The organism is Enterococcus sp. 12F9_DIV0723, assembly GCF_002174375.1.
GTDB lineage: Bacteria > Bacillota > Bacilli > Lactobacillales > Enterococcaceae > Enterococcus_A > Enterococcus_A gilvus.
This window is the reverse complement of the sequence record NZ_NIBK01000003.1, coordinates 94,289-118,333: the sequence shown is the minus strand read 5'-3', so window position 1 is coordinate 118,333 and position 24,045 is coordinate 94,289. Positions and strand designations below refer to the sequence as shown.

Sequence of the window (24,045 nt, the reverse complement as noted above, 5' to 3'; positions counted from 1 at the left end):
CTGATGAAGAAAAAAGAGGTGCTTTTATAATGGAAGAAAAAATGCATGAACGACTGGCATTTGGGATGGCTTTAGCAGCCACAGCCGGCGGGTTAGATGCCTATACATATCTTGTTCATGGTGAAGTCTTTGCCGGACTGCAAACAGGGAACTTTATCCTATTGGGGATTCATCTAGGTCAAGGCGATTGGGGAGCACTTATACATTACTTGATCCCGATCTTCTCCTTTGCGTTGGGGGCATTGATAGCCCGTTACTTGCAAACGAAGATCCTGCGTGACCAGCAGCTTCGATTTTTACTGATTGAGATTTTCTTGCTGTTGATCGTTGGGGTCTTCTCCCCGCAATTACCTAACTTAGTCGCAAATGCGCTGCTTTCTATCACAGCGGCGACTCAGCTTCAAGAGTTCCAGCGGCTAAAGGGCAAGCCTTTTACTTCACTGATGATGACTGGAAATCTGCGCAATCTTGCTACCAATTTCTTTGAGGGCTACCTCACTCATGACAAAGCCAAACAGGAAGCTTTTTCTGACACCTTGCTGATTCTAGCCAGCTTTGTCGTCGGTGCTTTTTTAAATGGCTTTTTGGTCATTTATTTTGGGCATCGAACGATTTTATTCAGTTTGATTTTCTTGGCGATCGCGGTTTTCTTGCTGGTAAAAGACCGTCGCGCCTTTCGTTAACAGCCTTTTTTTGCAGGAAGAGCGATCTTCCTGCTTTTTTATCTCCCGTCAAGCTAAAAACTTCATATACATTCAAATTACCCTTATGATTATGGTGAAAATTAATTTAAAATGTGACCTGTTATTTTTAATTTTTCAATCGTTTAATCAGATGCTATACTGTCTTAACTTTTTATTTCTTAGTATTTTTCAAATTTATCCATAATTTTTCTATCTATTAAGGGGGATCATAATGAGAAAGAAAGTATTTTTAGTTTTTGGAACACGGCCAGAGGCAATCAAAATGGCGCCCCTTGCCAAGACCTTGAAGGCGGACGATCGCTTTGAAACGAAAGTCGTTGTCACCGGTCAGCACCGTGAGATGCTCGATCAGGTCTTAGCGTCCTTTTCAATCACACCCGACTATGACTTGAACATCATGCACCAAGGTCAGACACTGAGCGAGATCACCAGCCGTGTACTTGAAAAGCTGACTGCTGTCTTGTTTGAAGAGCGTCCCGATATTTTGCTGGTCCACGGGGATACAACAACCACTTTTTCAGCAGCTTTAAGTGCTTTTTATCAGCAGATCCCCATTGGACACGTGGAGGCGGGACTACGCACTTGGGACAAGTATTCGCCATTTCCAGAAGAGATCAATCGTCAACTGACGGATGATTTAGCAGATCTTTATTTCGCTCCAACACAGGAAAGCAAAGAGAACCTGCTTAAAGAAAGCCATTCAGACAAACATATTTATATCACAGGCAATACCGCGATCGATGCTATGAAAAATACCATTGATGAAGCGTATCAGATTCCTGCTGCTGTCTCGAAAGGCCGCAAACGACTCGTTCTTATTACCATGCACCGCCGTGAAAATCTAGGTAAGCCAATGCAGCAGGTGTTTGAAGCGATCCGTCAAGCAGCCGAGGAATATCCAGACACGCAATTTATTTTCCCGATGCACAAAAATCCAATAGTTCGCGACGCGGCGAAGGCAGCATTAGGCACATTAACAAACGTCTCCTTGATCGAACCTTTGGATGTGATCGATTTTCATAATTATGCCAAACGGAGTTATTTGATTTTGACAGATTCTGGCGGTGTCCAAGAAGAAGCCCCTTCTTTGGGTGTCCCGGTTCTCGTTCTGCGGGATCAAACGGAGCGGCCAGAAGGTGTCGCTGCGGGAACCTTACGTTTAGTCGGAACAGATACACGTCCTGTATACACCGCCATCAAAGAGCTGTTCGAGAACCCTGCTGCCTATGAACAAATGGCGAAGGCCAGCAACCCCTACGGCGATGGAAAAGCCAGCGAACGAATCACTGAAGCGATCGCTCATTATTTTTATGCTGCCCCTCGTCCAGCAGACTTTAGTCGATAAGGAGAACGATGTTATGAAGTATTTACGACGCATTCGAATCGAATGGATGATGATCCTGCTAGCCGCTATTTTTCTTATTCAAAACTTGGTCCTCGATGATCGCTTTGGTTTTGTCCCTGTGCTGAGCATCTCTCTTTTGGCCTTCTTAGGTCTATTAGTTGGTTTTTTAGGAAACACGATAACCGTTGCGGTATTTTCTATGTTGGTCATGTCGACAGGCACATACTTGCTGTATTACACGCCGATCATTATGCCGGGACTGGAAAAAATCTATTTGATCGTTGTGATACCGATTTTTGCCGTTTTAGGTTTGATCACTAAAAACAGTGTACTGTTCAATCAGCGAAGCAATACGTTCCAGCCGAGGATGCGGGAATATTTACAGACGTTGGATGAAACGACGGGCCTTTACAATCGAAAAGAATTTGATGTCCGTTACGAGAAATTTAAATGTGCCATGAATTTGTATCACAAAACCGGGCGCGGGTTGCTCATTTCGTCTTATACCATTGATTATATCGAGCAATTGAATTATCAAAACGACCAAGCAACGGATGACTTATTGAAGGAGCTCGCTGAATTGTTGAGTAATATCCGTTTACCAGAAGAGGACCAGTTTTATTTTGGTAATGGCATCTTTGTCGTGTTATCCCCCGTTTATGAATCGGGAAAAAGCTGCGAATTTATCCAAAGCTTAAATAAAATCACCAAGACACAATTTTCTCTCTTCCCATTTAAAAATTTTGAGCATTCACAAAGCACCGTGGTTCGTTCCGGCGAGTTTCTGATCGAAGGTTCTACTGAAATGACGGCTGAGCAAGTTATCAGCCGGGTAAGAAGACGCTCAGAGGCAGATTTGACAGACGAGTACATTTTATAAGGAGACAGCTATTTATGGATCAGTTACTGATGTATTTCTTTGAAGCAAGTAAGATCATCACAGGTATATTTTTTGTGGCAGCCGTCGTCTTATTCCTCTGTCTGCTCGTCATCAAGGATCGGATCTGGCGTTATTTTAGGAGGCGTGATTACTGATGGCAAGTATTCTATTGATGTTTGGGATTATTTCTATTTGGTTTTCACTGCTGATTACTTTGGTCGTCTTATTCGGGGCTGTGTTTTTCCTGCTCAAGAATATTCGCCCGCCAAAAAATCGGTTGGACCCGCTGCGCGCATATCCGATCGTGACGATCGTTGTCCCTGCCCATAATGAAGAGATCGTTATCCAAGATACCGTGAAGGCGATTTTAAACATGAACTATCCCAGAGAAAAGATGGAGATACTGGTGTTTGCAGATAATTGCGACGATGCCACGTATGAACGGGTCCAGTCGATCTTGCAGCAGCCAGAATATACCGGCTATTATCTGACTAATGTCATTGACCGCCGAGGCACCGGAGGAAAAGCCGGTGTATTGAATGACTCCTTAAAAATCGCTCACGGAGAGTATCTTTGTGTTTATGATGCCGATGCGATGCCTGAACAAAATGCCCTGCATTTTTTGATCGAACGGGCATTAGAAGACCCGGAGCGTTACGGTGCTGTTTTTGGTCGAAACAAAACACGGAATTACAAACGGAATTTTTTGACCCGTTGTATCAATTTAGAGATCGTGACAAGTCAACGAATCATTCATACTGGCATGTGGCAGCTTTTTAAAATCGGACAGATTCCCGGTACAAACTTCATTATTCAGACAAAAATGATCCGCGACTTAGGCGGCTGGGATAATGGGGCCTTGACCGAAGACACCGCTTTGAGCTTTAGAATCATGAAAATCGGCAAATTGATTGCTTTGGCCTCCCGTGCAGAAGCTTTTCAGCAGGAGCCAGAGACGCTGTCCGTTTATTATCGGCAGCGAAAACGCTGGGCAAAAGGAAATTATGAAGTCATCGTCAATAACCTAAAAAACTTTTTTGGCGGCTCCAATTGGCGTATCCGTCTGCAAAGTGTTTATTATTTTAACACCTTCTTTTGGTTTACCAGTGCGATCATTCTCTCGAACATCATGTTCATCGTCAATTTTATCGCGATGATCTTACACCTTTGGTTTCCGTCCATCGACGTGATCTTTACCTTTGGCGGCAGCAATCGTCAGATCGGCGCGCTCTTATTCGTCAATTGGGCGTTGATGTTTACGATCTATTTGTTACAGATCCAACTGGCGTTATCTAGCCAATTTGGACAGGCCACGACGGCGAATTTCTTCTATGCCATCGCGTCCTACTTTACCTACTCCCTACTCTTTATCGGCATCTCGATCGCAGCATTCTTTTCCTATATAGGAGACAAGCTGTTTCGACGTGACGGTACGAAGTGGTACAAAACTCAGCGTTTCGATGATTAGGAGGCGAACGTATGCGCAGACGTCCTGCAATTATGTGGCCGCTGCTGGCATTGCTCTTTTTTTGCTATGTCGCAGCCGTCATCATTACTATAAAAGACAATCAGAAACAGTTAGAAAAAACGACCTATCAGCAATGGCAAACCGCGTATGTCAAAGAATCTGGCGACGGTTCTTATGTCCAAACCAATCCAGAGGAGAAAGAAGCAGTTTCACTCTCAGAAGGTCATGGCTACGGGATGTTGATCACGATGCAAGCGGCCAAACGCGGCTGGGCTTCGGAGAAAGAGTTCCGCGATTTTTATCGCTATTATGAACATTTTCAGCTTAGCGACGATGTGCCGCTGATGAGCTGGCGGCAGAAATTCGAAGACGAACGCTTGCTGGAACAAGAAAAGACCAATGCGACGGACGGCGATTTGGATATTGCCTACGCCTTGATCGAGGCAAGCAAGCAGTGGCCAGACAGTCAAACGAATTATAAGGGTGCCGCTAAAAAATTACTTACAGCGATCAAAACCAAAAACTATAATTCAACCAATAAGCTGTTGACCGTCGGCGCGTGGGCGACAAAAGAGTCTGATTCCTACGATTTGATCCGCCCTTCAGATATTATCCCAAGCTATTTCGATGCCTTTGCTTCTTTTACAGGCGATGATTTTTGGAGGACGCTAAAAAGCCATTCGCTAGTGGTCCTAGAAGACCTCAGCAAACAGCATAAAAGCGGCTTGATTCCTGATTTTGCCGTCGTGAAAAACAACCGTGTCGAACCAGCAGAAAAGAATCTGATCGCTGGTCCCAACGATGGCAATTACGGCGCCAACGCCTGCCGCATCCCATGGCGGTTGGCTAGCTCATCCGACAAACGCAGCAACCAAATCTTGAGCAAAATGATGAATTTCTTTTTGAAACAGGGCAGTATCGCTGAAGGCTATACCCTCTCAGGACAACCCTTGTCCCAAAATTTATCGAAAAATTTCTCTGCGCCCGTTTTATTTGCGGCGGATCAGAAAAAAGCTTATGGCAATCTCGTAACGACAGAATCGTGGGTCATCAATGACGGGATATCGAAAAATGATTATTACGGTGACACATTGACAACCTTGATCACTCTGCAAATGGATCAAAAATAAAGACGGGAAGAGGCAGGCCTCTTCTCGTCTTTTTCTTATCGAAAAATATCAAATCCGTTTAGCAGATTCTTCAAATTCTGTGCATCCCATGGCAACAGCTCTGCGATAGTCAACCCGACGATCTCGCTTTGCTCTGCAATGGCCTGCATCGTTTCCTTCACTTCCAGCAGGGACATCTTCCCAGCCTCTGCCGAATGCTTCGCAGTAGCGGGTTCTGAAAAGTAAAGCGAGCGGAATTCATTTGGATCTAGAACATCCAAATCAAAATGAACCGCAACTTTCGTAAATTCGTTGTGCTTCAACCATTGGATGATCGTTTCCGGTGCGAGCCGTGACTGTGCTTGGACTTGATACTGAAGGCCTAACCGCTGCATGATCGCTTCCTCATCTACTGTCGGCTGCTGCAATCCCACATACAAAATATCTTTTGCCTCAAAGGGGTGCTGCACCTTTTCCGCTAAGACAGGGTCTCCATCCTTCAATAAATTGCCTAAAACCATCGCATGAGCATTGAAAAAAATAGCCGGTGTCGAAATGTCCGGATGGGCATCTAGCCAGATGATCCCGAGCTTGTCCTCGTATTTGCCATGCAGGTAGTCAAACGGAGCCTGTGAGACTAGACAATCACCACCCAGTGTAATGATTTTGTCAGGCGCCTCCTCTTGGATGATCGCCGTCATCTTATCGACATTCTCCGCAACGACAGACTGACCAGTCACACCGTTTTCTCTGATCAAGGGTTCTTCCAACTCAGAAATCGGCACGATGATTTCTTTTTGTTCCAAATTCTTAGGGGCTAGAAAGGAAAGAATATCTGCACCCAGTGCGTAAGTGAGATTGTTTCCTCCCTGCCATTGAGGGACTTTCAATCGAGTGGTTTTAGTCAATGGAACCTCTCCTCTGTAGGGGTATTTGATACGTTCATCTTACCCTTCTTTCCTCTGCCCATGCAACTCTTCGTGCTCGACTTGTTGAAAAGCAATCCCCTCTTTCTAACGAATCCTGCGGGACTTTGTTAAATCTCAGAAGCTGTAAACTGTACTTATTTCTTTCCTGATTGTCGTTTATTCTCTTTGATAATCTTTAATGCACGCTTGCGTGTCTTGATATTGGGGCTTTTTAAGCGGCGGTAGGCACTTGATACATCTGATTTTTCCATGGATTCTTCCTCACTCTTTCTTCGATCGTCTTGATTAATGCGCCATCATTTCTTGGGCAATCTCCGGACCACTCATCGTTTTCGGATAATACGTAGGCCAGTGGTCCAGCTCCTTCAGCAATTCCTTTTGACTGCTTCCCCCAACATAAATATGGAAGTGGGCGGCTTTTGCCGGCGCGATCCCGTGATCGCTGAATTGAACATACCGATAGTCCCCTGCGTCTGGGTCTTTTGTCTCAAAGGTAAAGCGAACACCGCGATTGCCTTTTTCGTAAGTCAACACTTCGTGACCGGCGTATTCATAGGTATACTTGTGGTGTTTACCATCCACGAGAAAATCAATCTGATTGTCTGTGATTTTGATTTCATTTACATCGGTTTTGTAGCCTGTTTCATAATAGTCTTTATATTCCTCCGGTGTTTTATCTTTTTTCAGCTTCGCTTTATAATCGAATACTTGATCCAATGTTCCCTTTTCCAACAATGGATAAACAGATTGCCAATCACCGGCGTAATCGGACAATGGACGGTCTTTGACCTGCGCATCTTTGAAGTAGCCATTATAGACAGTCTGTTCCTGTTTTGCAGCTGTTTCAGGCGTTACTTCTTTTCCGGGTGTATTCGTTGTTTTCTTCAAGGCAGACAAGTTTTCTTTCATGACAGAGATATAATCCTCTCCGGCGTCCATTTGCTTTTGCGTCAAGCTTTCTAATGGATTCAGCACGGCAAGTGTCACGTTGGTTTCATCCGCCAATGTCTTCGCAGCTTTTCCTTGATTGTTGTTTTCGAAGTAAATGTACTTGATGCCATTGTCCTCGACATAGTGCTTCAGCTCCGCGATTCTCGAAGGATCTGGCTCCTGATCGGGATTCAATCCTGAGATGCCCACTTGATTCAGGCCATAATCCACCGCAAGATAGTTGAAGGCGGTATGCTGTGTGACGAAATCCTTTTGTTTGGCGTTCTTCAATTCTGCTGAAAATTCTTTATCCAAAGCCTCTAGCTTCGTCAAATAGTTTTGCGCATTTTTTTCAAATGTCGCTTTTTTATCTGGGTATAATGTGATCAATTGGTCCTTGATCGAAGTCACTTCCTTGATCGCTCGATGAGGAGACACCCAAGTATGGGGATCGAGTTCATGGTGGTGTCCCTCTTCATGACTGTGGTCGTGTTCTTCCTCGCCGCCTGGCAGCAAGACCATTCCTTTTGTTCCTTCAATAACATTGGGTGCGCCCTTTTTCCAAGATTTGATCGCGCTGGGAACCCAGCCCTCCATGTTTTCGTTGTGATAGACAAAAGCATCTGCTTCCGAGATCTTTGCCATATCTTTTGCAGAAGGCTCATAATCATGCGGCTCTGATCCTGCCGGCATCAATAGACTCACGTCGCCGGCATCGCCGACAATATGTTTCGTAAAATCATACATGGGATAGAAGGTCGCTACGATATGCAGTTTGTCTCCCTTGCTATTGCTTGATGCTTGATTATCCTTGCAGGCACCTAAACCAAAAAGTGCCAATAAGCCGATGATGAGAATACCTATTTTCTTTTTCATTTCAAACCTCCAGTTGATTTCTGCTCTGAGCACTCGTCGGTCCACAGGGTCTGTCGATTACTATTTGCACCAGACAAACCGTAACGATTACTATTTAAGCAGAAATACTTTACCATCTACTAGAAGGTACGTCAAGATAAAATAACATGAAATTCTATTCATTTGTATCCTCATTCATATGAGGTTCCTCGTCTTATTCGTATTCTGGATCTGTGACTATTTATTTTTATTACAAAAAAAGCGATTGAGATCACTGGATCTCAATCGCTTCTATGTCTTTTCAAAATCACTGTAGTCACGTCGCAGAGTGCTGCACAGACCAAACAAGCAATTGTCGCCGCAAGCACCTTCTGATCCGCCGATATAGCAAAAAACTGGAAGCTGAGATACAGGAGGATCCCGAGAACGACAAAGAGAATACCGAAGAGTCGATTGGAAAACTGCCAGATTCGTTTGCCATAGATCAAAAATGCAATCCCTCGATAACCAAGACCACCTGTATAGCCTTGCAGACTAACAACAATCGTCAGCACTCCTGCTGCCGCAAAAAGGAACGGTACCCAATCAACCTCTAGACGCTCTATGATTCCTATAACGATCATCTTCTCCCTCCTACTCGTACTTCATAAATAAAGAATACCTGAATTTTATAAATAATCATACCCATCAAAAAAAGGATTCAAACGTTTCCGTCTGAATCCTTTTTCTTACCCTAACAATGGTGACATTTTTTCTCCACAATAGCTGCTTGTTCGCTTCAATAGAGGCCCGATCAATAGGACACCCACGAATGGTCCGATCATAAATTTTCCACCGAGGACCATGCCAGCGATAAAGCAGATCAGATCCAAGCTCATTCGCACTTTTGCCAGATCGACTGAAAGACGATGACTCAAGGCAAAACTTAGCGCAATGTAGCCTTCTTTGCCTGCATTGGTTGCGGCGGCGATCCCAGACCCGATGCCGATGAATGAGATCCCAAGGACAACCAGCAGGAATTTCACGATCACAGGACCCTCGATCGTCCATTGGCGAATCATCCAGTCGGTAAAAATACTGGTCGTAATAGGATTGAACAAGGTTGCTGCGCCTAACTCGTTTCTATCGATCACCAGTACCAGCAGCAGGCACGTACAAGTGACTAACAAAGACGCTTGTCCGACGGTGATCGGCAGATGCTTGGCCAGTCCTTCCCACAGGACACCCAGTGCATCCGCACCGAGGCCTGTAGCAACGCAAAGCCCAACGCCCACGCCTACTAAAGAAGAACCCAGAATAGAAATCAGATTTCGTAAAAGCATCTTCATCAATCCATCTTCGTGCCGTTAGACGCGATCACTTCTTTGTACCAATAGAAAGAATCTTTTCTGATTCGTTTGCATTCTTTTACATCGTCGTCTGTACGATCCACATAGATCAATCCATAACGCTTCTTGTAGCCATTGCTGGTGGACAGCAGATCGATCGCTGACCACGGCATATAGCCGACTACTTCTACGCCTAGATCCATCGCACGTTTCGTCGCTTGGATGTGTTCCCGTAAATACTCGATGCGATAATCGTCATGAACTTTGCCGTCAGGCGTCAACTCATCGTAAGCACCTAAGCCATTTTCAGTGATCATAAATGGTACGCGGTAACGAGTGTAGAGATCTCGGTAAACATACTCTAAACCGATCGGATCGATCGCCCAATCCCAGTCTGTTGTGCGCAGCTCTGGATTTGAACACATTTGATAAAATCCAGGATGTGTTTCAAAACCAGACATATCGCCTTTTTTACCCGATAAATTGTAGCCGGACCAACGGCGCTCTTCCCCTTCAGGACACGCATGAGCACACTGACTGTCGTAATAATTGATGGCAAAAAAGTCCGATAAGTTTTCCGCGAAGAAGGCTTCATCCCCTTCTTCCATTTCTGGTGCCAACCCTGCTTGCTTCAAGTAAGTCAACGCTGCGACATTGTAGTAGCCGCGGAAATACACATCCAAGTAATACGCATTACGTAGGTCATTCGCGTTCAAAGCCGCTAACTGATCTTCTGGTTTGCAGGTGCGGGCATACACAGGAGCATAGCCTAAGGCAGGACCTGCTTTTGCGCCCACCTCATGCGCAGCTTTCACCGCGACTGCTTGCGCCAAATTCATGTGGTGATTGATTTGATACCGTAGTTGATTGTTATCTTGATATTCTGGCAATACATAGCATTTTTGTGTCCAGTATTGCACGATGATGCTTTGCTCGTTGATGGTGATCCAATATTTGATGTCGTCTTTGAATTCATTGATCACGTATTTCGCAAAGACTTCAAAATCCTTCACCACTTCACGAGACAGCCAGCCGCCATATTTTTCAACTAAAGGCCATGGCAAATCATAATGATACAAGGTTGGGATCGGTTCGATACCATTGTCTTTCAATTCCTTGATCAGATCGCGGTAAAATTGGATGCCCGCTTCATTGACTACATCATCCCCATTTGGGAACACTCGTGACCACGCGATCGAAAAGCGGTAGCTGGTGAAGCCCATTTCTTTGAACAAAGCGATGTCTTCTTTGTATTTATGGTAATGGTCGCTGGCGACACTCGCATCGGCAAAGCCGAATTTTTCGTGGCGTTCGCTGTTGATGATATCTTGTTGGGATAGTCCTTTCCCATCCTCTTGTGCTGCGCCCTCTACTTGGTACGCGCTGGTTGCTGCTCCCCACAGGAAGTCTTTTGGAAATTCGTTGTTCATCGTTTTCGCTCCTCATCTTTTTATTTAAAACTGAAGGATGAGTCATTTACCGGACTGCTTCAGGTTTTCCATAGGTTATTCTTTTTGGTCAACAAAGCTAGTATCACCGATCGTATCGATCGTGTATTTCCCATCATTATAGGTCAACGTAGTGACACTGCAATTGGCGATTTTTTCTCCTTGATAGCTTCCAGGGGCGATGCTTTCCAGTAAGATCGGAATGATACCGCCGGATGAAACGATCAAAACATTTCCGCCTTTTTTGGTCACTTTTTTCAATGCTTGCGGCATTGCTTTTTCTACACGCTGCTTCATTTGATCGTAAGTTTCAGCCGTCTTCGTTGGATCGACCTCCGCTACTTTATTTGCCAGCTCTTCTTCCGTCAGTTGCTCCTTTAAGAAATCCCACAGCTCATCGCTGCCTTCGGGATAATCCAGATTCAACGACTTGGCAACAGCGAGATTCATGTCATCATTGGACTGACCTTCAAAGCCGCCAAAATTCTTCTCTCTAAAGCCTTTGTTCTCAATGATTTGCGGTGTTTTCTTGTTGTTCTGCTCTAAAATCAACTGGGCTGTTTTTCTTTGGCGACCTAAATCACCGGAATACGCCGCGCGGAATTTGACTTCTTTCAACCCTTCACCGACTAATTTTGCCTGTGCTTCCCCTTCTTCCGTCAGCAAGCTGTCGCAAAATCCTTGGACTTGATTCTGCGTATTGAACCACGTTTTTCCATGTCTGACTAAATAAATTGTCGTTTCCTTGGGTTGCTTGGCTTCTTTGGCTGCTGCTTCACTTACTCCGCTGGTCACTGTTCCGGCAGCGACCAGCAGAATGCTCATCAGGAATAATAGCCCTACTAATTTCTTCTTCATTTAAACGGTCTCCTGCTTTTTCATCACTACTTCAAACAGATCGACTAAATCTCTGGTCATATTGACTTCGCTGGTGATCGTCATCAAATGATCTTGCGCATGGGTGAAAAGCAAGCTAGGCTGATAGCTTTTTCCTGCTGCTTCATTTTGGATGATCGCAGTTTGAGAGCGATGGGCCAACACGATATTGTCCTTTGCTTCCTTCAGCGCGTCATGAGCCGCCCCGAAATCTTGTTCTTTTGCGTATTTAATGGCTTCTTGCGCCTTTGTTCGGCCGTTGCCTGCGTGTAAAATGATTTGCATGGCTACCGAGATCAGTTCATTTTCTTCTTCGAGTACTTCTGTTTCTTCCATCATTTTTTTCACCTCATCCTTTTATACAGCTTCTACAGGTGCCGTTAATTCCGCACCTACTTGCTCTTCTTTGACTTCTTCAGCCAGCACTTCTCTTTCATACACTTTGAAGAATGGGTACCACGTCAACAGGTACATCGCGAACAATAGGACATACCAGAGGATCGCGCGGAAATCTTGCAGGATCATCACACTGGAGATCGGTGCTGGGATCTGCGCCACTTGCATCAGCTCTTGGGGAATATTCAGCAAGCCGCCTCGCATCGCGAACCAAACAACGATGCTTCCTGTAATCGAGTTGATCCACATAGGCATCATCAAGATCGGGTTCATCACTACGGGAGTACTGAAGACGACGGGTTCGTTGATGTTGAATAACGAAGGACCGATACAGATGCGTCCCAATGTTTTTAATTTCTTCGCTTTTGAGAAGCACATCAGCAGATTCAGCGACAAGGTTGCTCCTGTCCCGCCCATCATGATCAAGCCCAAACTATAAACGGTCTCATTCGTGACGATATTCATGCCGGTATCTCCGCTTTTCAGAGCGAGGGCGTTGGCCGCGATCCCGGCGATAAAGATCGGGTTTTGGATGGCTGACCATAACCATGTTGAGATCCCCATCGAGTAGAAAAAGGCTGGGATCAATACAAGCAGGATCAGTCCTGGCAATGATTGCCCGAAGCTTTGGATCGGCTCAAACAGATTGATGATGACTTCGAAAACATCGATCTTCAAGGCGAAGATCAGCGTGGACCATAACGCCAAGCTTAAGAAAATTGGGATGATGTTGTTGATCCATTCAACAACGAAATCCGGCAATTCTGAATTTCGCAATAAGTGAAGCTTGCTGAAATAATGGAAGATCACGCTTACGACTGCGCCGACGATTACCCCAATCAAAATCCCTGTGGGTCCGACACGTCCCATGTCATAGACGCCTTCTTCGGCTCCGACTGGCTGCAAGGTCATCATCAAAACACAGACTGAGACGATCCCTGCGGTAATTGAGTAATTCGCATGTTTGAATTTCTCCATATACTGATTCGCTACCATGAACGCGGCAATCAACCCAATCATGCCGAATGAATAATTTGAAATATTGCCTAAATCTGGCAGCTGCGGAATGTACGAGCGAAAAACATTGTAAAAGAAGACGATCGATCCCGTCATAATGAAGGGAATCAATTTTTGCATCGCACTCGATAATCCAGCAACGGACGGGCGCTGCGTCAGATTTTTTGCTTTTGGCGCAAACGAATTGGCCAGCCAATCCATAAATTTTTTCATTTTTTGTTCCTCCTATTTTTTATACCGTCTCTTCTCTAACGAAACAGCTACGAGAAGACGGCGATCTTTTCATTACTTCTCCAGTTTGCTAAGAGCAAAATCCAACAGCCCTTCGCCATCTAACATGCCGTAAATATCTTGAGGAATGACGTCCACCACCACATTATAGGGCGCTGCCTGCTCAGACATTTCTTCTTTGAATGACGCGTAATGCGGGCCTAAAAGTAAAATATCGATCGCATCTAGATAAGAAGCCACTTCACTTTCACTTCTTGCATCGATAGACCCTGAGATCTTGCGCTTCTTTGCAGCCTTTCGTGTTTTTTGAGCTAAGAAACCACTAGACATACCGGCACCGCAGCAAAGTAAATTATTGATCGTTTCCATAATAAAATCCTCCTAAGAATCTATTTTTTTCTGTACGTGCTGTTCTCTTTACACCCTCATTATTCCGATTTTTCACATTTCCCTCAACCAGACTCTTGCACGCTGACCGTGCAACTCTCTATTTTATCTTCTAGTGTTTCACGATATAATAATAAAAAGCATTTATGAGGGGATGAGGAAATGAAGGAAAAACAAGACTACCTGCTGAGATTGCTGCTGCAGCAAGATACTCCTGTCTCTTCCAGAATTTTGGCTGAAAAAATGGGCGTTTCTATCCGAACGGTGAAAAATTATATCTATCAATTAAATAGATTGGGCTCTGTGCCCGTGATCCATTCCTCCAATCTAGGCTACACGATCGTCCCGGAGGAAGCCGCGAAGCTATTAGCCACGCCGCAAAATGAAAACGATTTACCTCAAACCTTCAAGGAACGGTCTTTCTTTATCATCAAACAAATCTTGATGGAGCATCAACAGCTAAACATTTTTGACCTCTCCGATGAATTATTCGTGAGCTATTCCACAATAAAATCAGATCTTGCCCGAATGAATAAGGCATATGAGAAATACCACGTGAAGTTCGTACTCAAGCAAGATGAGATCCAGATCGTGGGGGAGGAAAAGAAAAAACGCCGGCTGATCTCTTATATCATCTTTGAAGAAGTGCCCCATAAATTTATCGACAAGCAAATTTTAGAAGCCACCTTCGATAAGGCGGACATCGAAAAATTATCCACTATTATTCACAGCATCATGCACGAATCTAATTATCATTTGAATGACTTTTCCTTTGTCAATTTGATGCTGCACTTATTGATTCTGCTAGATTCTGTGCGGAACGATAAATCTTTAGTCACTCGAAATTGGTTCAGCTCCTGGCTGCGGGAAGACAAAGCGCAGCTAGTCACACAAATGATCGCCATGATCGAAGAGGCGTTTGAGTTGTCTTTGAATAGTTTGGAAAAAGAAGAGATTCACATGATCTTTCAAGCCAACGCCAACTATATTCCTTCGAATAATTTGAAGGAGCTGGAGCAGATCATAGGAAGCGATATTTCTCAGGCAGTGGATGAGGTGTTGGAGGATGTCCGGCAAACCTTTGGGATCAATCTCATGAGCGAGAATTTTCTTGTTCCCTTCTCGCTGCATATCAGTGGGCTGTTCTCTCGTGCCAAGCAGGAGACTTCTTTGAAAAATCCCATGCTTGAGTCGTTGAAAAAGAGCTTTCCGATGGTCTACGATGTCTCGGTCTACCTGTCGTTACGGTTAAGCGCCTTGTTTGATATTTCCATCAGCGAAGACGAGACCGCCTATATCGCCTTGCATATCGGTTCTGAACTGGAGGGGCAAAAGCGCAACCTTTCAAAGATACGGACGGTTCTTTTATGTCCAAAATACATGAATCTAGATGAACAGCTTTATGAAAAGCTGCATCAACACTTCGGCAATGAGCTGAACATCCAAACCGTCGTCTCCAAATTTTCTGAGGTGGCAGAATTGGATTTTGAACTGTTGATCACTACGTTGCCTGTTTCTGATTCACAGGACTTTCTCGTGATTAATGTTTCTCCGATCTTTACAGAAGAACAGCGCGTAATGCTGCTTAATGAGCTGGGAAACATTCGACTGGATCGAAAGAAGAGCATCCTGCGCCAAAACTTTGACGATTACTTCAACGAAATCTTTTTTACCAGTGACCTGAAGGCGGATAATTCAGATGAGGCGATCACTGAGATGTGCCATGTATTAGAAAAAGAAGGCGTGATCCCCGCCGTGTTCACGACCCATGTATTAGAAAGAGAGCACGCGTCTTCAACAGCCTTTGAAGCGATCGCGATCCCCCATTCTGTCTATATGGATGCCCATCGAACCGTCATTAGCATCGCCATTTCTGAAAAAGGGATCGCTTGGGGAAATCAAAAGGTCCACATCATCCTATTGGCTGCGATCAACGATGTGGATCGTCGGAGGTTCACGGACATTTACGAGGCCTTGATCTCTCTTTTCGAGACGGCTGACGGCTACCAAGAAATCAAACGGATCAAAAATTTTTCTGCCTTTCGCTCGTTTATTTATGCGAAGATCAAACGGAAATATTAAACAAAAAAAGACTTCATGAACCCGCTCGATCAATGACTGATGGAGCGAATTCGTGAAGTCTATTTTTTTCGTTAATGTGCCAGCAACGCTACGACTAAAGGACCCATTACGGTGAGTGTAATGTTCCCGATCGCATAGGCTGGGGTGAAACTCAATGAAAAGACACTGCTTTGTGTTTCCTCACTGATGGCATTTAACGCCGCGTTGATCGTCCCAACGCCGGCTAAGGAGCCAATGTTGTCGACTGCGTTCAGCTTCAATACATACTTGCCGAACAGCAGCGTGAGCAAATGCGGCAAAATCGAGATCACCGCACCGATCAGCAATACTTGGATTCCCATAGCGCCTAATGCCTTGATAAATTGACTGCCTGCTTCTAACCCGACGGCAGCTATAAACAGGTTTAGGCCGACACTTTTTAAGAACCAGCGAGTAGCACTGGGAATATTCCCCAAATATGCCTTTTTGTTTTGGTACCACCCAAAAAACAAGCCGCTGAACAAGGCGCCTCCGCCAGCTCCCAGCGTTAATGGCACCCCTTTGACGGTCAGTACCAATAACCCGATCAGAAGACCGACGATCAGTCCGATCGATAGAAAGCTGACATCTGTTTCTGCGCCATTTTCCACAGGATAGCCGAGTGTAGGCAAGACCTTCTTGATCGAACGGGCAGGACCGGCAAGCGTGACCCTGTCTCCTGGCTTCAACGTGGACAACTCTGTCACCTTAGTTCCCTCATGCATAGCTTCAGCGATCACGATACTGTGATCCGTCAAACGAGACAGTGCAGAATAGCTGTATTCGTTCGTCAGCATGACTTCCACAGTCAGCAATGGAATCTTACGATACGCATCGTCGAAGACCTCTTTGTAGTTGACGCCCTCTTTGATGAGCTTCCATAGATCCTCGCTGTCTCCTAGAACGGTGACTACCTGTCCTTTTTTCAATAAGGTCTGAGCATCAAAGTCCACGGGTTTCCGTTGGCTGAATAGCTGTTGAAGGACGATCTTGTCATGGAACTTCTTTTCAAAGGCCGCCACTGTCATGTTTTCTTGAGGCAGTTGGAGGATCTCAAAGGAGCGGGTCGCAAGTGTGCTTAATAAGGGCGAACTGCTGTCAGAAGTATCCAGATTTAACGACTCCATCATTTTTTTCGTTTCATCTTTTAAATTGACTCGTAAGATCGCGGGGGCAATATTCTTCAAAAAGATCACTACACCCATCGTTCCGAAAACATAAGTCACTGCATAGGCAATGGCTACATTCGAAGTCATCGCAGATTTTGCCGCAGCCGATATCGCCAGCCCGTTGATCGCAGAAGTCGCCGTTCCGATCGTGGCTGACTGTGTAAGTGCTCCGGCAATGATCCCGCCAGCTTCACCAGCATCGATGTCCGCTATTTTGAAAATGACCATCGCGATCCCAAAAGCGACCACCGAGAAAAAGAGAGATTGGATCACGAGCTTGATCCCTGATTTTTTCAGACTTTGGACAAACGCGGGGCCAACTTCATAACCGACAACAAAAATGAATAGATCAAAGAAAATACTTTTTAGTATCGGCGCGATCGTGAACGCTCCGACTTGGCCGATCAGCAGTGCCACTAACAGCACGCCGACGGTCGATCCCAGACTGAAGGATTTGATTTTTAACTTTCCGATATAATAGCCCCCTGCAAGGGCGAGAAAGAGACTAATGATTGGATTAGCCAATAAAAACGTGCTGATCTCTTTCCACATCATTGTTCCTCCTTAGTGTTGTAAAAATTGCGCATGGTATTCACCAAGCAATTCAAGAATTTGTTTTGCCAAGATCTCATAGTCCTCATCTGGCAGATTGGCTTCTGATACACGCAGTTCTCCCGGTTGCGTCCCGAAACCAACGCCATCCATCAGAACCACGCCATTTTTCTCTGACAGATTATAGAGGAAATCTACCTGTTCAAAATTATCGACTAAATAATCCTTGAATGCTGAACCGTACAATTCTTCAGCAAGGCCATAAATATCAATCAGGCTATAATATTTACTGTTTTCTTTGCTTGCGTTTTTTTCGATTTTCAAGCCTTTATACAAGGCATCGTAGCGTCGATCAACGATGGCTTTTGACGCATCAATGTAGGCATCCTTTTCCCGATTCAGCAAATGGGTCAATGAAAACAATACTTCCATGATTTGCTGCGGTGTCGACAAGCCGGATGTATGGTAAAGTCCCACGGAGCGGCTGTCTGCCACCATTCGGTCGATGAAGGACATCTTTTCTGGATCGATGACATTGATGGCGTAGCGGGTATTCAATTCTTCCTTGTCTTTTTCGTCCAATTTGCCGATCAATCGATCAAAGACATTGTCTTTATTCGCTGCGATCACGCCTAGTCGCCAGCCGGTCGCACCAAACAATTTTGAATACGAGTAGACAAGCAAGGTATTGTGGGGAACGACACTGTACACTGTTTTGAAGTCCGTCACGAAAGTCCCATACACATCGTCAGTAATGATCATAAAATCGGGGCGTGCCTCGACGACCTTTTTGATTTCAGCTAAAGCAGCATCGTCAAAAGCCATCGCACCTGGATTTGAAGGGTTCACGATAAAGAAGGCTTTGATATCTTTGTCGTTTAATTTATCGATTTCGGAAGCTTGGATTTCCCAATTATTTTCTTCCGTCGAACGCAAATCAACTTCGACCATGTCATAGTCGTTTAGTTCAGGGATTTGCAGATATGGCGTGAAGATCGGTGTGTTGATCGCGATCTTATCACCTTTCTTGATAAGCTTGTTTTCCTTTAATGAATTAAAAATATACACGATCGCTGCGGTCCCGCCTTCTGTAGGGAACAGCTCCGTTTGATCAGCTAATTTTTCACCGCGATACAAAGCAGATTCCAAATACGCGTTGATCACACGCTCGCTATTTTTCAATATTCGGCTAGGCACTGGGTAATTATTTCCTATCGCACCATCGACCAATTCTTTCACGAATTCATCTTTGTCTGCACCAAGCTGATCGTGGGCATAGTCAACTGCGTCTAACAAAAAGCGGTCGATCTCGCTGGATTCCGAATCTAAAAACGTCTCTAAGCGTTCACGGATTCCTTCCAAAGTCGTGTAGCCAGCCAAATCTCCCTGATCCATCGTCCGTCTTGATTCCTGTGCACCAAATTCAATGATCCGTGCAAAAGCCAAACGAGCCTTTGTGTTGATCCAGTTAGGATTGCCTCTGCCGGCGTTCAAAAAGATATTGTTCTTTTCATTGTGCTGCGCCAGTTTCAACATGTCATTGCTTATTTCAAATGCGCCAAGTGTTTCTAATTGTTGTTCTTCTTTTTTTGTTACCATGCGGATCTCCTCCTACTGTGATTACTCTTTCCTTTATCAGACTAGCACTTCCCTATTTTGTTAGGAAATAAAGCGACTCTATGTAAGCCTTTGCTCCACAAAATCTTCATTATTCGAAAATCAAAACCGTTTCCAATAAACAAAAAAAACACCTTATTTTTGACCTTTCTGAGCCGACCCCCAAAAGTTAGACCAAAATCTAACTCTTGGAGGTCGGTATTTTTATGGCTAAATATAGTTTTGAATTCAAATTGAAAGTAGTTCAAGAATACTTAGATGGGAAAGGTGGTTATAGCTATTTAGCAAAGATACATTCGGTTAAGGATAGGAGACAAATACTAGATTGGGTGAACTCCTACCGGGAATTTGGCGAAGAAGGTCTTCTCAGAAAACGTAAAAATGCGAATTATTCTGTTCAATTTAAGTTGGATGCGATAGAGTTATATCAAACTAGTGAGCTGTCTTATCGTGAAATTGCCAATGTACTTAAAATGAATAATCCGTCTCTCATTGCCAATTGGATGAGAAAATTTCGGGATGATGGTATCGATGGACTCACAAAAACGAAAGGATGTCCATCCGCCTTGGCTGAGAAAAAAGAACAGAAAAAGAAACGTTCAATTGAGTCAACACCGGAAGAACAAGACCGTATTAAAGAATTAGAAAAACAAGTGCGTTCCCTTCAGATTGAAAATGCCTTTTTAAAAGAGCTGAGGAAGCTGCGAAAACAGGAAGCCCAACAAAGACGAACGAATCAATCGCACGAATCATCAACAGCCTCCGAGGATCATTCAAATTAGTTGAGCTTCTTGAGACGTTGAACTTTCCTAAAGCGACGTTTATGTACTGGCAAAAACGATTTGACAGAGAAAATCCCAATCAAAGAATCGAAGCCGAAATGCTTCGTATTCGTAAAGAACACAAAGATTATGGCTGTTTACGAATGACCAACGAACTAAAAGATCGAGGCTTTCATGTCAATAAAAAGAAAGTTCAACGTTTGATTCGAAAACTAGGGATCGAAGTCCGTTCCTACACACGGAAATCACGTCGCTACAGCTCTTACCGAGGAAAGGTCGGCAAAGTGGCGAAACACCGAATTCGTCGTCATTTTTACACGAGCATTTGTCATCAAAAAATTACGACCGATACAACAGAATTCAAGTATTTTGAAATAGATACCAAAGGCGTGATCCGACAAAGAAAGTTATACCTAGACCCGTTCATGGACATATATAATAGCGAGATTCTTTCGTACCGCATTTCAGAAAAGCCGAATGCCTTGGCAATTATGGAAGGTTTAGAAGAAGCCATCGCGATCACGGCTGATTGCCCCTATCGCCGCACCTTCCATTCGGATCAAGGTTGGGCTTATCAAATGAAGGACTATCGTCAAGAACTAAAGAAACAGAAAATCTTTCAAAGTATGTCTCGCAAAGGAAATTGTTTAGATAATTCAATCATGGAGAACTTCTTCAGTCTTCTGAAACAAGAAATCTTTCATGGAGAAACCTATCACAGTTTTGATGAACTAAAAAAGGCGATCGATGACTATATCTATTACTACAACAATCACCGGATGAAACAGAAATTGAACTGGAAAAGCCCTGTTCAATTTCGAAAAGCTGCACAGAAAGCGGCATAATTGCCAGCTTAACAAACAAAAAACGGAGTAGAGAAATCTACTCCGAAATAAGTCTAACTTTTTGGGGTCACTTCATTCTTCACAAAAAAAGACTTGGAGATTTTTTATCCCCAAGTCTTGTATCCCTCGCTTTATTCGATTTCATAATCCAACCGATCCCCCTCGGCTTCTTCCTTCGTCAGCCGTTTGATGCCGCCAATGTAAAAAACGGCTGTCAATAATCCGGCAGCGGCATCTGAAAAGGGTGCCGCGTGGAGCAGGCCAGCCATCCCCCATGTTTGGGAAAAAAGCAGGATGGCTGGGATCAACAGGATGATTTGACGCGTCAGCGTTAGAAAAATAGCTGACCTTGTGCGCCCAGTCGCTTGGAAGAAATTTGACGCTACGATTTGGAAGCCAATGATCGGCAACCCTAGGAACCACGTCTGCAATGCTTGTGTGCCAAAGGCCAACAATTCTGGTTCGCTGTTGAACAGCCGAACGAGCGGCTCCGGGATGATCCTCGTTGCCAGCCACCCGATACCAACGATCGTAGTGGCAATCAGGATCGCATATTTTTGCGTTTCTCGAACGCGATTGAATTTTTTAGCCCCGAAATTGAAGCTGACGATCGGTTGAGCTCCTTGGACCAGTCCTGTGATCGGCATCAGTAAGATCGTCTGGAGGCTATTGACGATGCCCATGCCCGATACAGCAATATCCCCGCCATAGCTCAGCAACGTCATATTCAACACGACGTTCAGCACGCTGTTTCCCAATTGCAGCAGAAAATTAGGCAGTCCCAATGCCGTGATCCGAATCGCGGTCCCCCACTTGAGCACCATATTTTTCAGGCGAATGGGATGATGGCTTCGCTTGCTGAAAAAATAGGTCAATATCCAGACCATTGAAATGAACTGCGACAGGATCGTCGCCAACGCCGCGCCTGCCATGCCCATATCAAAGACATAAATAAAGACTGGATCGAGGATGATGTTGACCCCCGCCCCCATAAACATCGTCACCATCGCCAGCTTCGGTTGCCCGTCTGCCCGCAAAAAGTTGTTTAAGCCAATACTGACGATTTGGAACACGGCGCCCCAAAAGATGATGCGCATATACCCGATGGCATAAGGCAAAACTTGCGGACTGGCACCGAATGCGGCCAGCAGCGGGGACAGAAACACCTGTCCAAGAACCATGAAAAGAACCCCGCTGATCAGCAGCAGGGAAAAGGCATTCCCTAACGCAAGCTCCGCCTCTTCTGTTTCCCCGGCGCCCAATTTCATGGAAAACAACGTCGCACCGCCAACACCGAACAATATTCCGATCGACAACAAAATGATCATGATGGGAAAGCCGATCGTGATCCCCGCTAACCCGTTCGCTCCTAAACCCGGCGCATTTCCAATGTAAATACGGTCCACGACATTGTACAACGCATTCACGACCATCCCAGTGATCGCCGGAATGGAGAACCGCCATAACAACCGCGAAACTTTTTCAACCCCTAATGGATTCGTTCCCTCCATTTTTTATCCCCCTTTTCCCTTTTATAACTCACTGTTTCAAATTAAAGATACGTCAAAATTTCTCCCAGCCGCCCAAGCCAGTGTCCGATCTTGATAGATTTTTCTTGTTCAAAAAGCGGTCAAAACCTGTCGGCTCTGACCGCTGGAACGATTTTTTAAGCATGTTTCGTCTTGTCGTAATTTGATCCTTTCGGTGTGCCGTGATCGTCCGAATTTGCCAGCTTTTTGATTGACGAACGAATCAGCATCGACGCCGCAAAGCCCACCAGCGCAAGCACCGCGAAGATCCGTAAAACCGCGGTATAGGAGTGGAACATTTCCGTGACTTTGCCCAAAAAGATCGGACCAAACATCCCCGCCGCTGCCCAAGCAGTCAGGATATAGCCATGGATCGCACCGACCTCCCTAGAACCGAAAACATCGCCGATATACGCCGGAACGATCGAAAATCCCGCCCCGTAGCAGGTCATCAATAGACAGATCAACGCTGCGAAAAGAAACGGCGAACGCACGACAGAAAGGCTTAGTAATACCGCAATATCAATGATGAAGAGAATCGTAAACACATTTTTCCGCCCGAGAACATCGGAGATCAACGCCCAGAACAATCGCCCGCAGCCATTGAAGACGCCCATTACGCCCACCATCGTTGCTGCCATGCCGGCAGACATCCCGGTGATTTCCTGCGCCATCGGAGACGCTTCGGAAACCAAAGAGATCCCGCACGTGATATTCAAAAAGAGCATGAACCACAAGAGCCAAAAAGTCTTGGTCCGAATCGCTTGATTGGCGGTCAGTTGAATGCCTTTATATTGGATCGTTACTTCTTTTGTAGGATTCGGTGCCTCAAAGCCCTTTGGCGCCCAATCCGCCGCAGGCTTTTCTAAATAGCGAGAAGCCGTGAACATCACTAAGAAATACGCAACGCCTAAGATATAGAAGGTTTTAGCAACGCCGACATGCACCATGAGCTGCTGAGCGATCGGTCCTGTGATCATGGAGGCAAATCCAAAGCCCATGATCGCCAGTCCCGCGGCCAGCCCTTTTCTATCCGGGAACCAGCGGATCATCGTGGACACAGGTGTCACATACCCGGCCCCTAATCCAATCCCCCCAATGATCCCATAGGTCAGATACAGCATCGGCAGCGAGTGGCTGGAAATGGCAAATCCTGTTGATACGATGCCCAATCCGAACAAAATCGATGCCACTGTGCCTGTTTTCTTAGGGCCAAATTTTTCCACAAATTTCCCCATAAATGCCGCGGATATTCCTAAACAGAAAATAGCTAAACTAAATGCAAAAGAGATCGATGATTTGTCCCAACCAGTCAGCTCTTTGATTGGCTCTTTGAATACACTCCATGCGTATGCCGAACCGATAGACAGATGAATCGCCACACCGGATAAAGCGATCAGCCATCTATTTTTTTCCCTGCGCATTCTTTTCCCTCCTGATTTCAATCCATTTGTATGTGTGAGTGCCTGTGATAAAACAAATAACTTTTGTTCTGTCTTTTTCATCAAAAAAATAGTTTTTTCAAACACTCAATAATCACGAGTATAC

At 45.0% G+C, this 24,045-nt stretch carries 22 protein-coding genes; 8 read left to right on the top strand and 14 right to left on the bottom strand.

What is annotated here, in order from left to right; genetic code table 11:
* Window positions 1-29: 29 nt before the first annotated feature.
* From A5868_RS17850 to A5868_RS17830, 6 genes are all read left to right on the top strand, one after another.
* Window positions 30-683 carry a YoaK family protein gene (locus A5868_RS17850; RefSeq protein ID WP_086306321.1) on the top strand — a complete coding sequence of 218 codons (654 nt, stop codon included), beginning with the start codon at window positions 30-32 and terminating at the stop codon, window positions 681-683.
* A 232-nt stretch (window positions 684-915) separates the two neighbouring features.
* Window positions 916-2,049, top strand: coding sequence for a non-hydrolyzing UDP-N-acetylglucosamine 2-epimerase (wecB, locus tag A5868_RS17845; RefSeq protein ID WP_086306320.1), 1,134 nt, complete (start codon window positions 916-918; stop codon window positions 2,047-2,049).
* A 13-nt stretch (window positions 2,050-2,062) separates the two neighbouring features.
* Window positions 2,063-2,929 carry a GGDEF domain-containing protein gene (locus tag A5868_RS17840; protein WP_086306319.1) on the top strand — a complete coding sequence of 289 codons (867 nt, stop codon included), beginning with the start codon at window positions 2,063-2,065 and terminating at the stop codon, window positions 2,927-2,929.
* A 14-nt stretch (window positions 2,930-2,943) separates the two neighbouring features.
* The gene (locus A5868_RS19180; protein WP_010779473.1) at window positions 2,944-3,084 is read left to right on the top strand and encodes a hypothetical protein; all 141 of its coding nucleotides are present in this window, start codon (window positions 2,944-2,946) and stop codon (window positions 3,082-3,084) included.
* Window positions 3,084-4,397 (top strand): glycosyltransferase family 2 protein, encoded by a 1,314-nt coding sequence (locus A5868_RS17835; RefSeq protein WP_086306318.1) that lies wholly within the window; start codon window positions 3,084-3,086, stop codon window positions 4,395-4,397. Before A5868_RS19180 ends, A5868_RS17835 begins: the two co-directional genes overlap by 1 nt.
* Before the next feature lie 11 nt (window positions 4,398-4,408).
* Window positions 4,409-5,527 (top strand): glycosyl hydrolase family 8, encoded by a 1,119-nt coding sequence (locus tag A5868_RS17830; protein ID WP_086306317.1) that lies wholly within the window; start codon window positions 4,409-4,411, stop codon window positions 5,525-5,527.
* 35 nt (window positions 5,528-5,562) lie between these two features.
* On the opposite strand, the gene A5868_RS17825 is transcribed toward A5868_RS17830, so the two are convergent.
* The 10 genes from A5868_RS17825 to A5868_RS17780 form a co-directional block, all read right to left on the bottom strand.
* Window positions 5,563-6,414, bottom strand: a complete 852-nt coding sequence (locus A5868_RS17825) for an arginase family protein (RefSeq protein ID WP_086306316.1) — start codon at window positions 6,412-6,414, stop codon at window positions 5,563-5,565.
* Window positions 6,415-6,569: 155 nt separating this feature from the next.
* Complete coding sequence (locus A5868_RS19175; protein ID WP_010779469.1) at window positions 6,570-6,686, bottom strand: putative metal homeostasis protein; 117 nt, start codon at window positions 6,684-6,686, stop codon at window positions 6,570-6,572.
* A 34-nt stretch (window positions 6,687-6,720) separates the two neighbouring features.
* Window positions 6,721-8,241, bottom strand: a complete 1,521-nt coding sequence (locus tag A5868_RS17815; RefSeq protein ID WP_086306315.1) for a zinc ABC transporter substrate-binding protein AdcA — start codon at window positions 8,239-8,241, stop codon at window positions 6,721-6,723.
* A gap of 260 nt (window positions 8,242-8,501) precedes the next feature.
* Window positions 8,502-8,843, bottom strand: a complete 342-nt coding sequence (locus A5868_RS17810; protein WP_176281409.1) for a hypothetical protein — start codon at window positions 8,841-8,843, stop codon at window positions 8,502-8,504.
* Between the two features lie 105 nt (window positions 8,844-8,948).
* Window positions 8,949-9,548 carry a hypothetical protein gene (locus A5868_RS17805; protein WP_086306314.1) on the bottom strand — a complete coding sequence of 200 codons (600 nt, stop codon included), beginning with the start codon at window positions 9,546-9,548 and terminating at the stop codon, window positions 8,949-8,951.
* Window positions 9,548-10,978: a glycoside hydrolase family 1 protein gene (locus A5868_RS17800; RefSeq protein ID WP_086306313.1), complete on the bottom strand. Its 1,431-nt coding sequence runs from the start codon at window positions 10,976-10,978 to the stop codon at window positions 9,548-9,550. The genes A5868_RS17805 and A5868_RS17800 overlap by 1 nt, the downstream gene beginning before the upstream one ends.
* 75 nt (window positions 10,979-11,053) lie before the next feature.
* Entirely contained in the window at window positions 11,054-11,854 is an 801-nt protein-coding gene (locus A5868_RS17795) for a histidine phosphatase family protein (RefSeq protein ID WP_086306312.1), read from the bottom strand.
* Window positions 11,855-12,211, bottom strand: coding sequence for a PTS lactose/cellobiose transporter subunit IIA (locus A5868_RS17790; protein ID WP_086306311.1), 357 nt, complete (start codon window positions 12,209-12,211; stop codon window positions 11,855-11,857). It abuts the gene before it with no gap.
* 18 nt (window positions 12,212-12,229) lie between these two features.
* On the bottom strand, window positions 12,230-13,498 hold the full coding sequence (locus tag A5868_RS17785) for a PTS sugar transporter subunit IIC (protein ID WP_176281408.1): 1,269 nt from the start codon (window positions 13,496-13,498) through the stop codon (window positions 12,230-12,232).
* 72 nt (window positions 13,499-13,570) lie between these two features.
* Window positions 13,571-13,885, bottom strand: a complete 315-nt coding sequence (locus A5868_RS17780) for a PTS sugar transporter subunit IIB (RefSeq protein ID WP_086306310.1) — start codon at window positions 13,883-13,885, stop codon at window positions 13,571-13,573.
* Window positions 13,886-14,065: 180 nt separating this feature from the next.
* On the opposite strand from A5868_RS17780, the gene A5868_RS17775 reads away from it, so the two are divergent.
* Window positions 14,066-15,985, top strand: a complete 1,920-nt coding sequence (locus A5868_RS17775; protein WP_086306309.1) for a BglG family transcription antiterminator — start codon at window positions 14,066-14,068, stop codon at window positions 15,983-15,985.
* 71 nt (window positions 15,986-16,056) lie between these two features.
* On the opposite strand, the gene aspT is transcribed toward A5868_RS17775, so the two are convergent.
* Both aspT and A5868_RS17765 read right to left on the bottom strand, forming a co-directional pair.
* Window positions 16,057-17,724: an aspartate-alanine antiporter gene (gene aspT / locus A5868_RS17770; RefSeq protein ID WP_086306308.1), complete on the bottom strand. Its 1,668-nt coding sequence runs from the start codon at window positions 17,722-17,724 to the stop codon at window positions 16,057-16,059.
* Between the two features lie 12 nt (window positions 17,725-17,736).
* Window positions 17,737-19,323, bottom strand: a complete 1,587-nt coding sequence (locus tag A5868_RS17765) for a bifunctional aspartate transaminase/aspartate 4-decarboxylase (protein WP_086306307.1) — start codon at window positions 19,321-19,323, stop codon at window positions 17,737-17,739.
* A gap of 224 nt (window positions 19,324-19,547) precedes the next feature.
* Here A5868_RS17765 and A5868_RS17760 point away from each other — a divergent pair.
* Window positions 19,548-20,968 (top strand): IS3 family transposase gene (locus A5868_RS17760; protein ID WP_441316144.1). Its coding sequence is split into 2 segments (ribosomal slippage): window positions 19,548-20,025 and window positions 20,025-20,968, totalling 1,422 coding nucleotides; the frame shifts between segments, so codons are not numbered across the junction.
* Between the two features lie 131 nt (window positions 20,969-21,099).
* On the opposite strand, the gene A5868_RS17755 is transcribed toward A5868_RS17760, so the two are convergent.
* Both A5868_RS17755 and A5868_RS17750 read right to left on the bottom strand, forming a co-directional pair.
* Window positions 21,100-22,479, bottom strand: a complete 1,380-nt coding sequence (locus A5868_RS17755; protein WP_086306306.1) for an MATE family efflux transporter — start codon at window positions 22,477-22,479, stop codon at window positions 21,100-21,102.
* Window positions 22,480-22,634: 155 nt separating this feature from the next.
* A complete protein-coding gene (locus A5868_RS17750) occupies window positions 22,635-23,921 on the bottom strand; it encodes an L-lactate MFS transporter (RefSeq protein ID WP_086306305.1) in 1,287 nt (428 codons plus the stop codon).
* Window positions 23,922-24,045 lie beyond the last annotated feature (124 nt).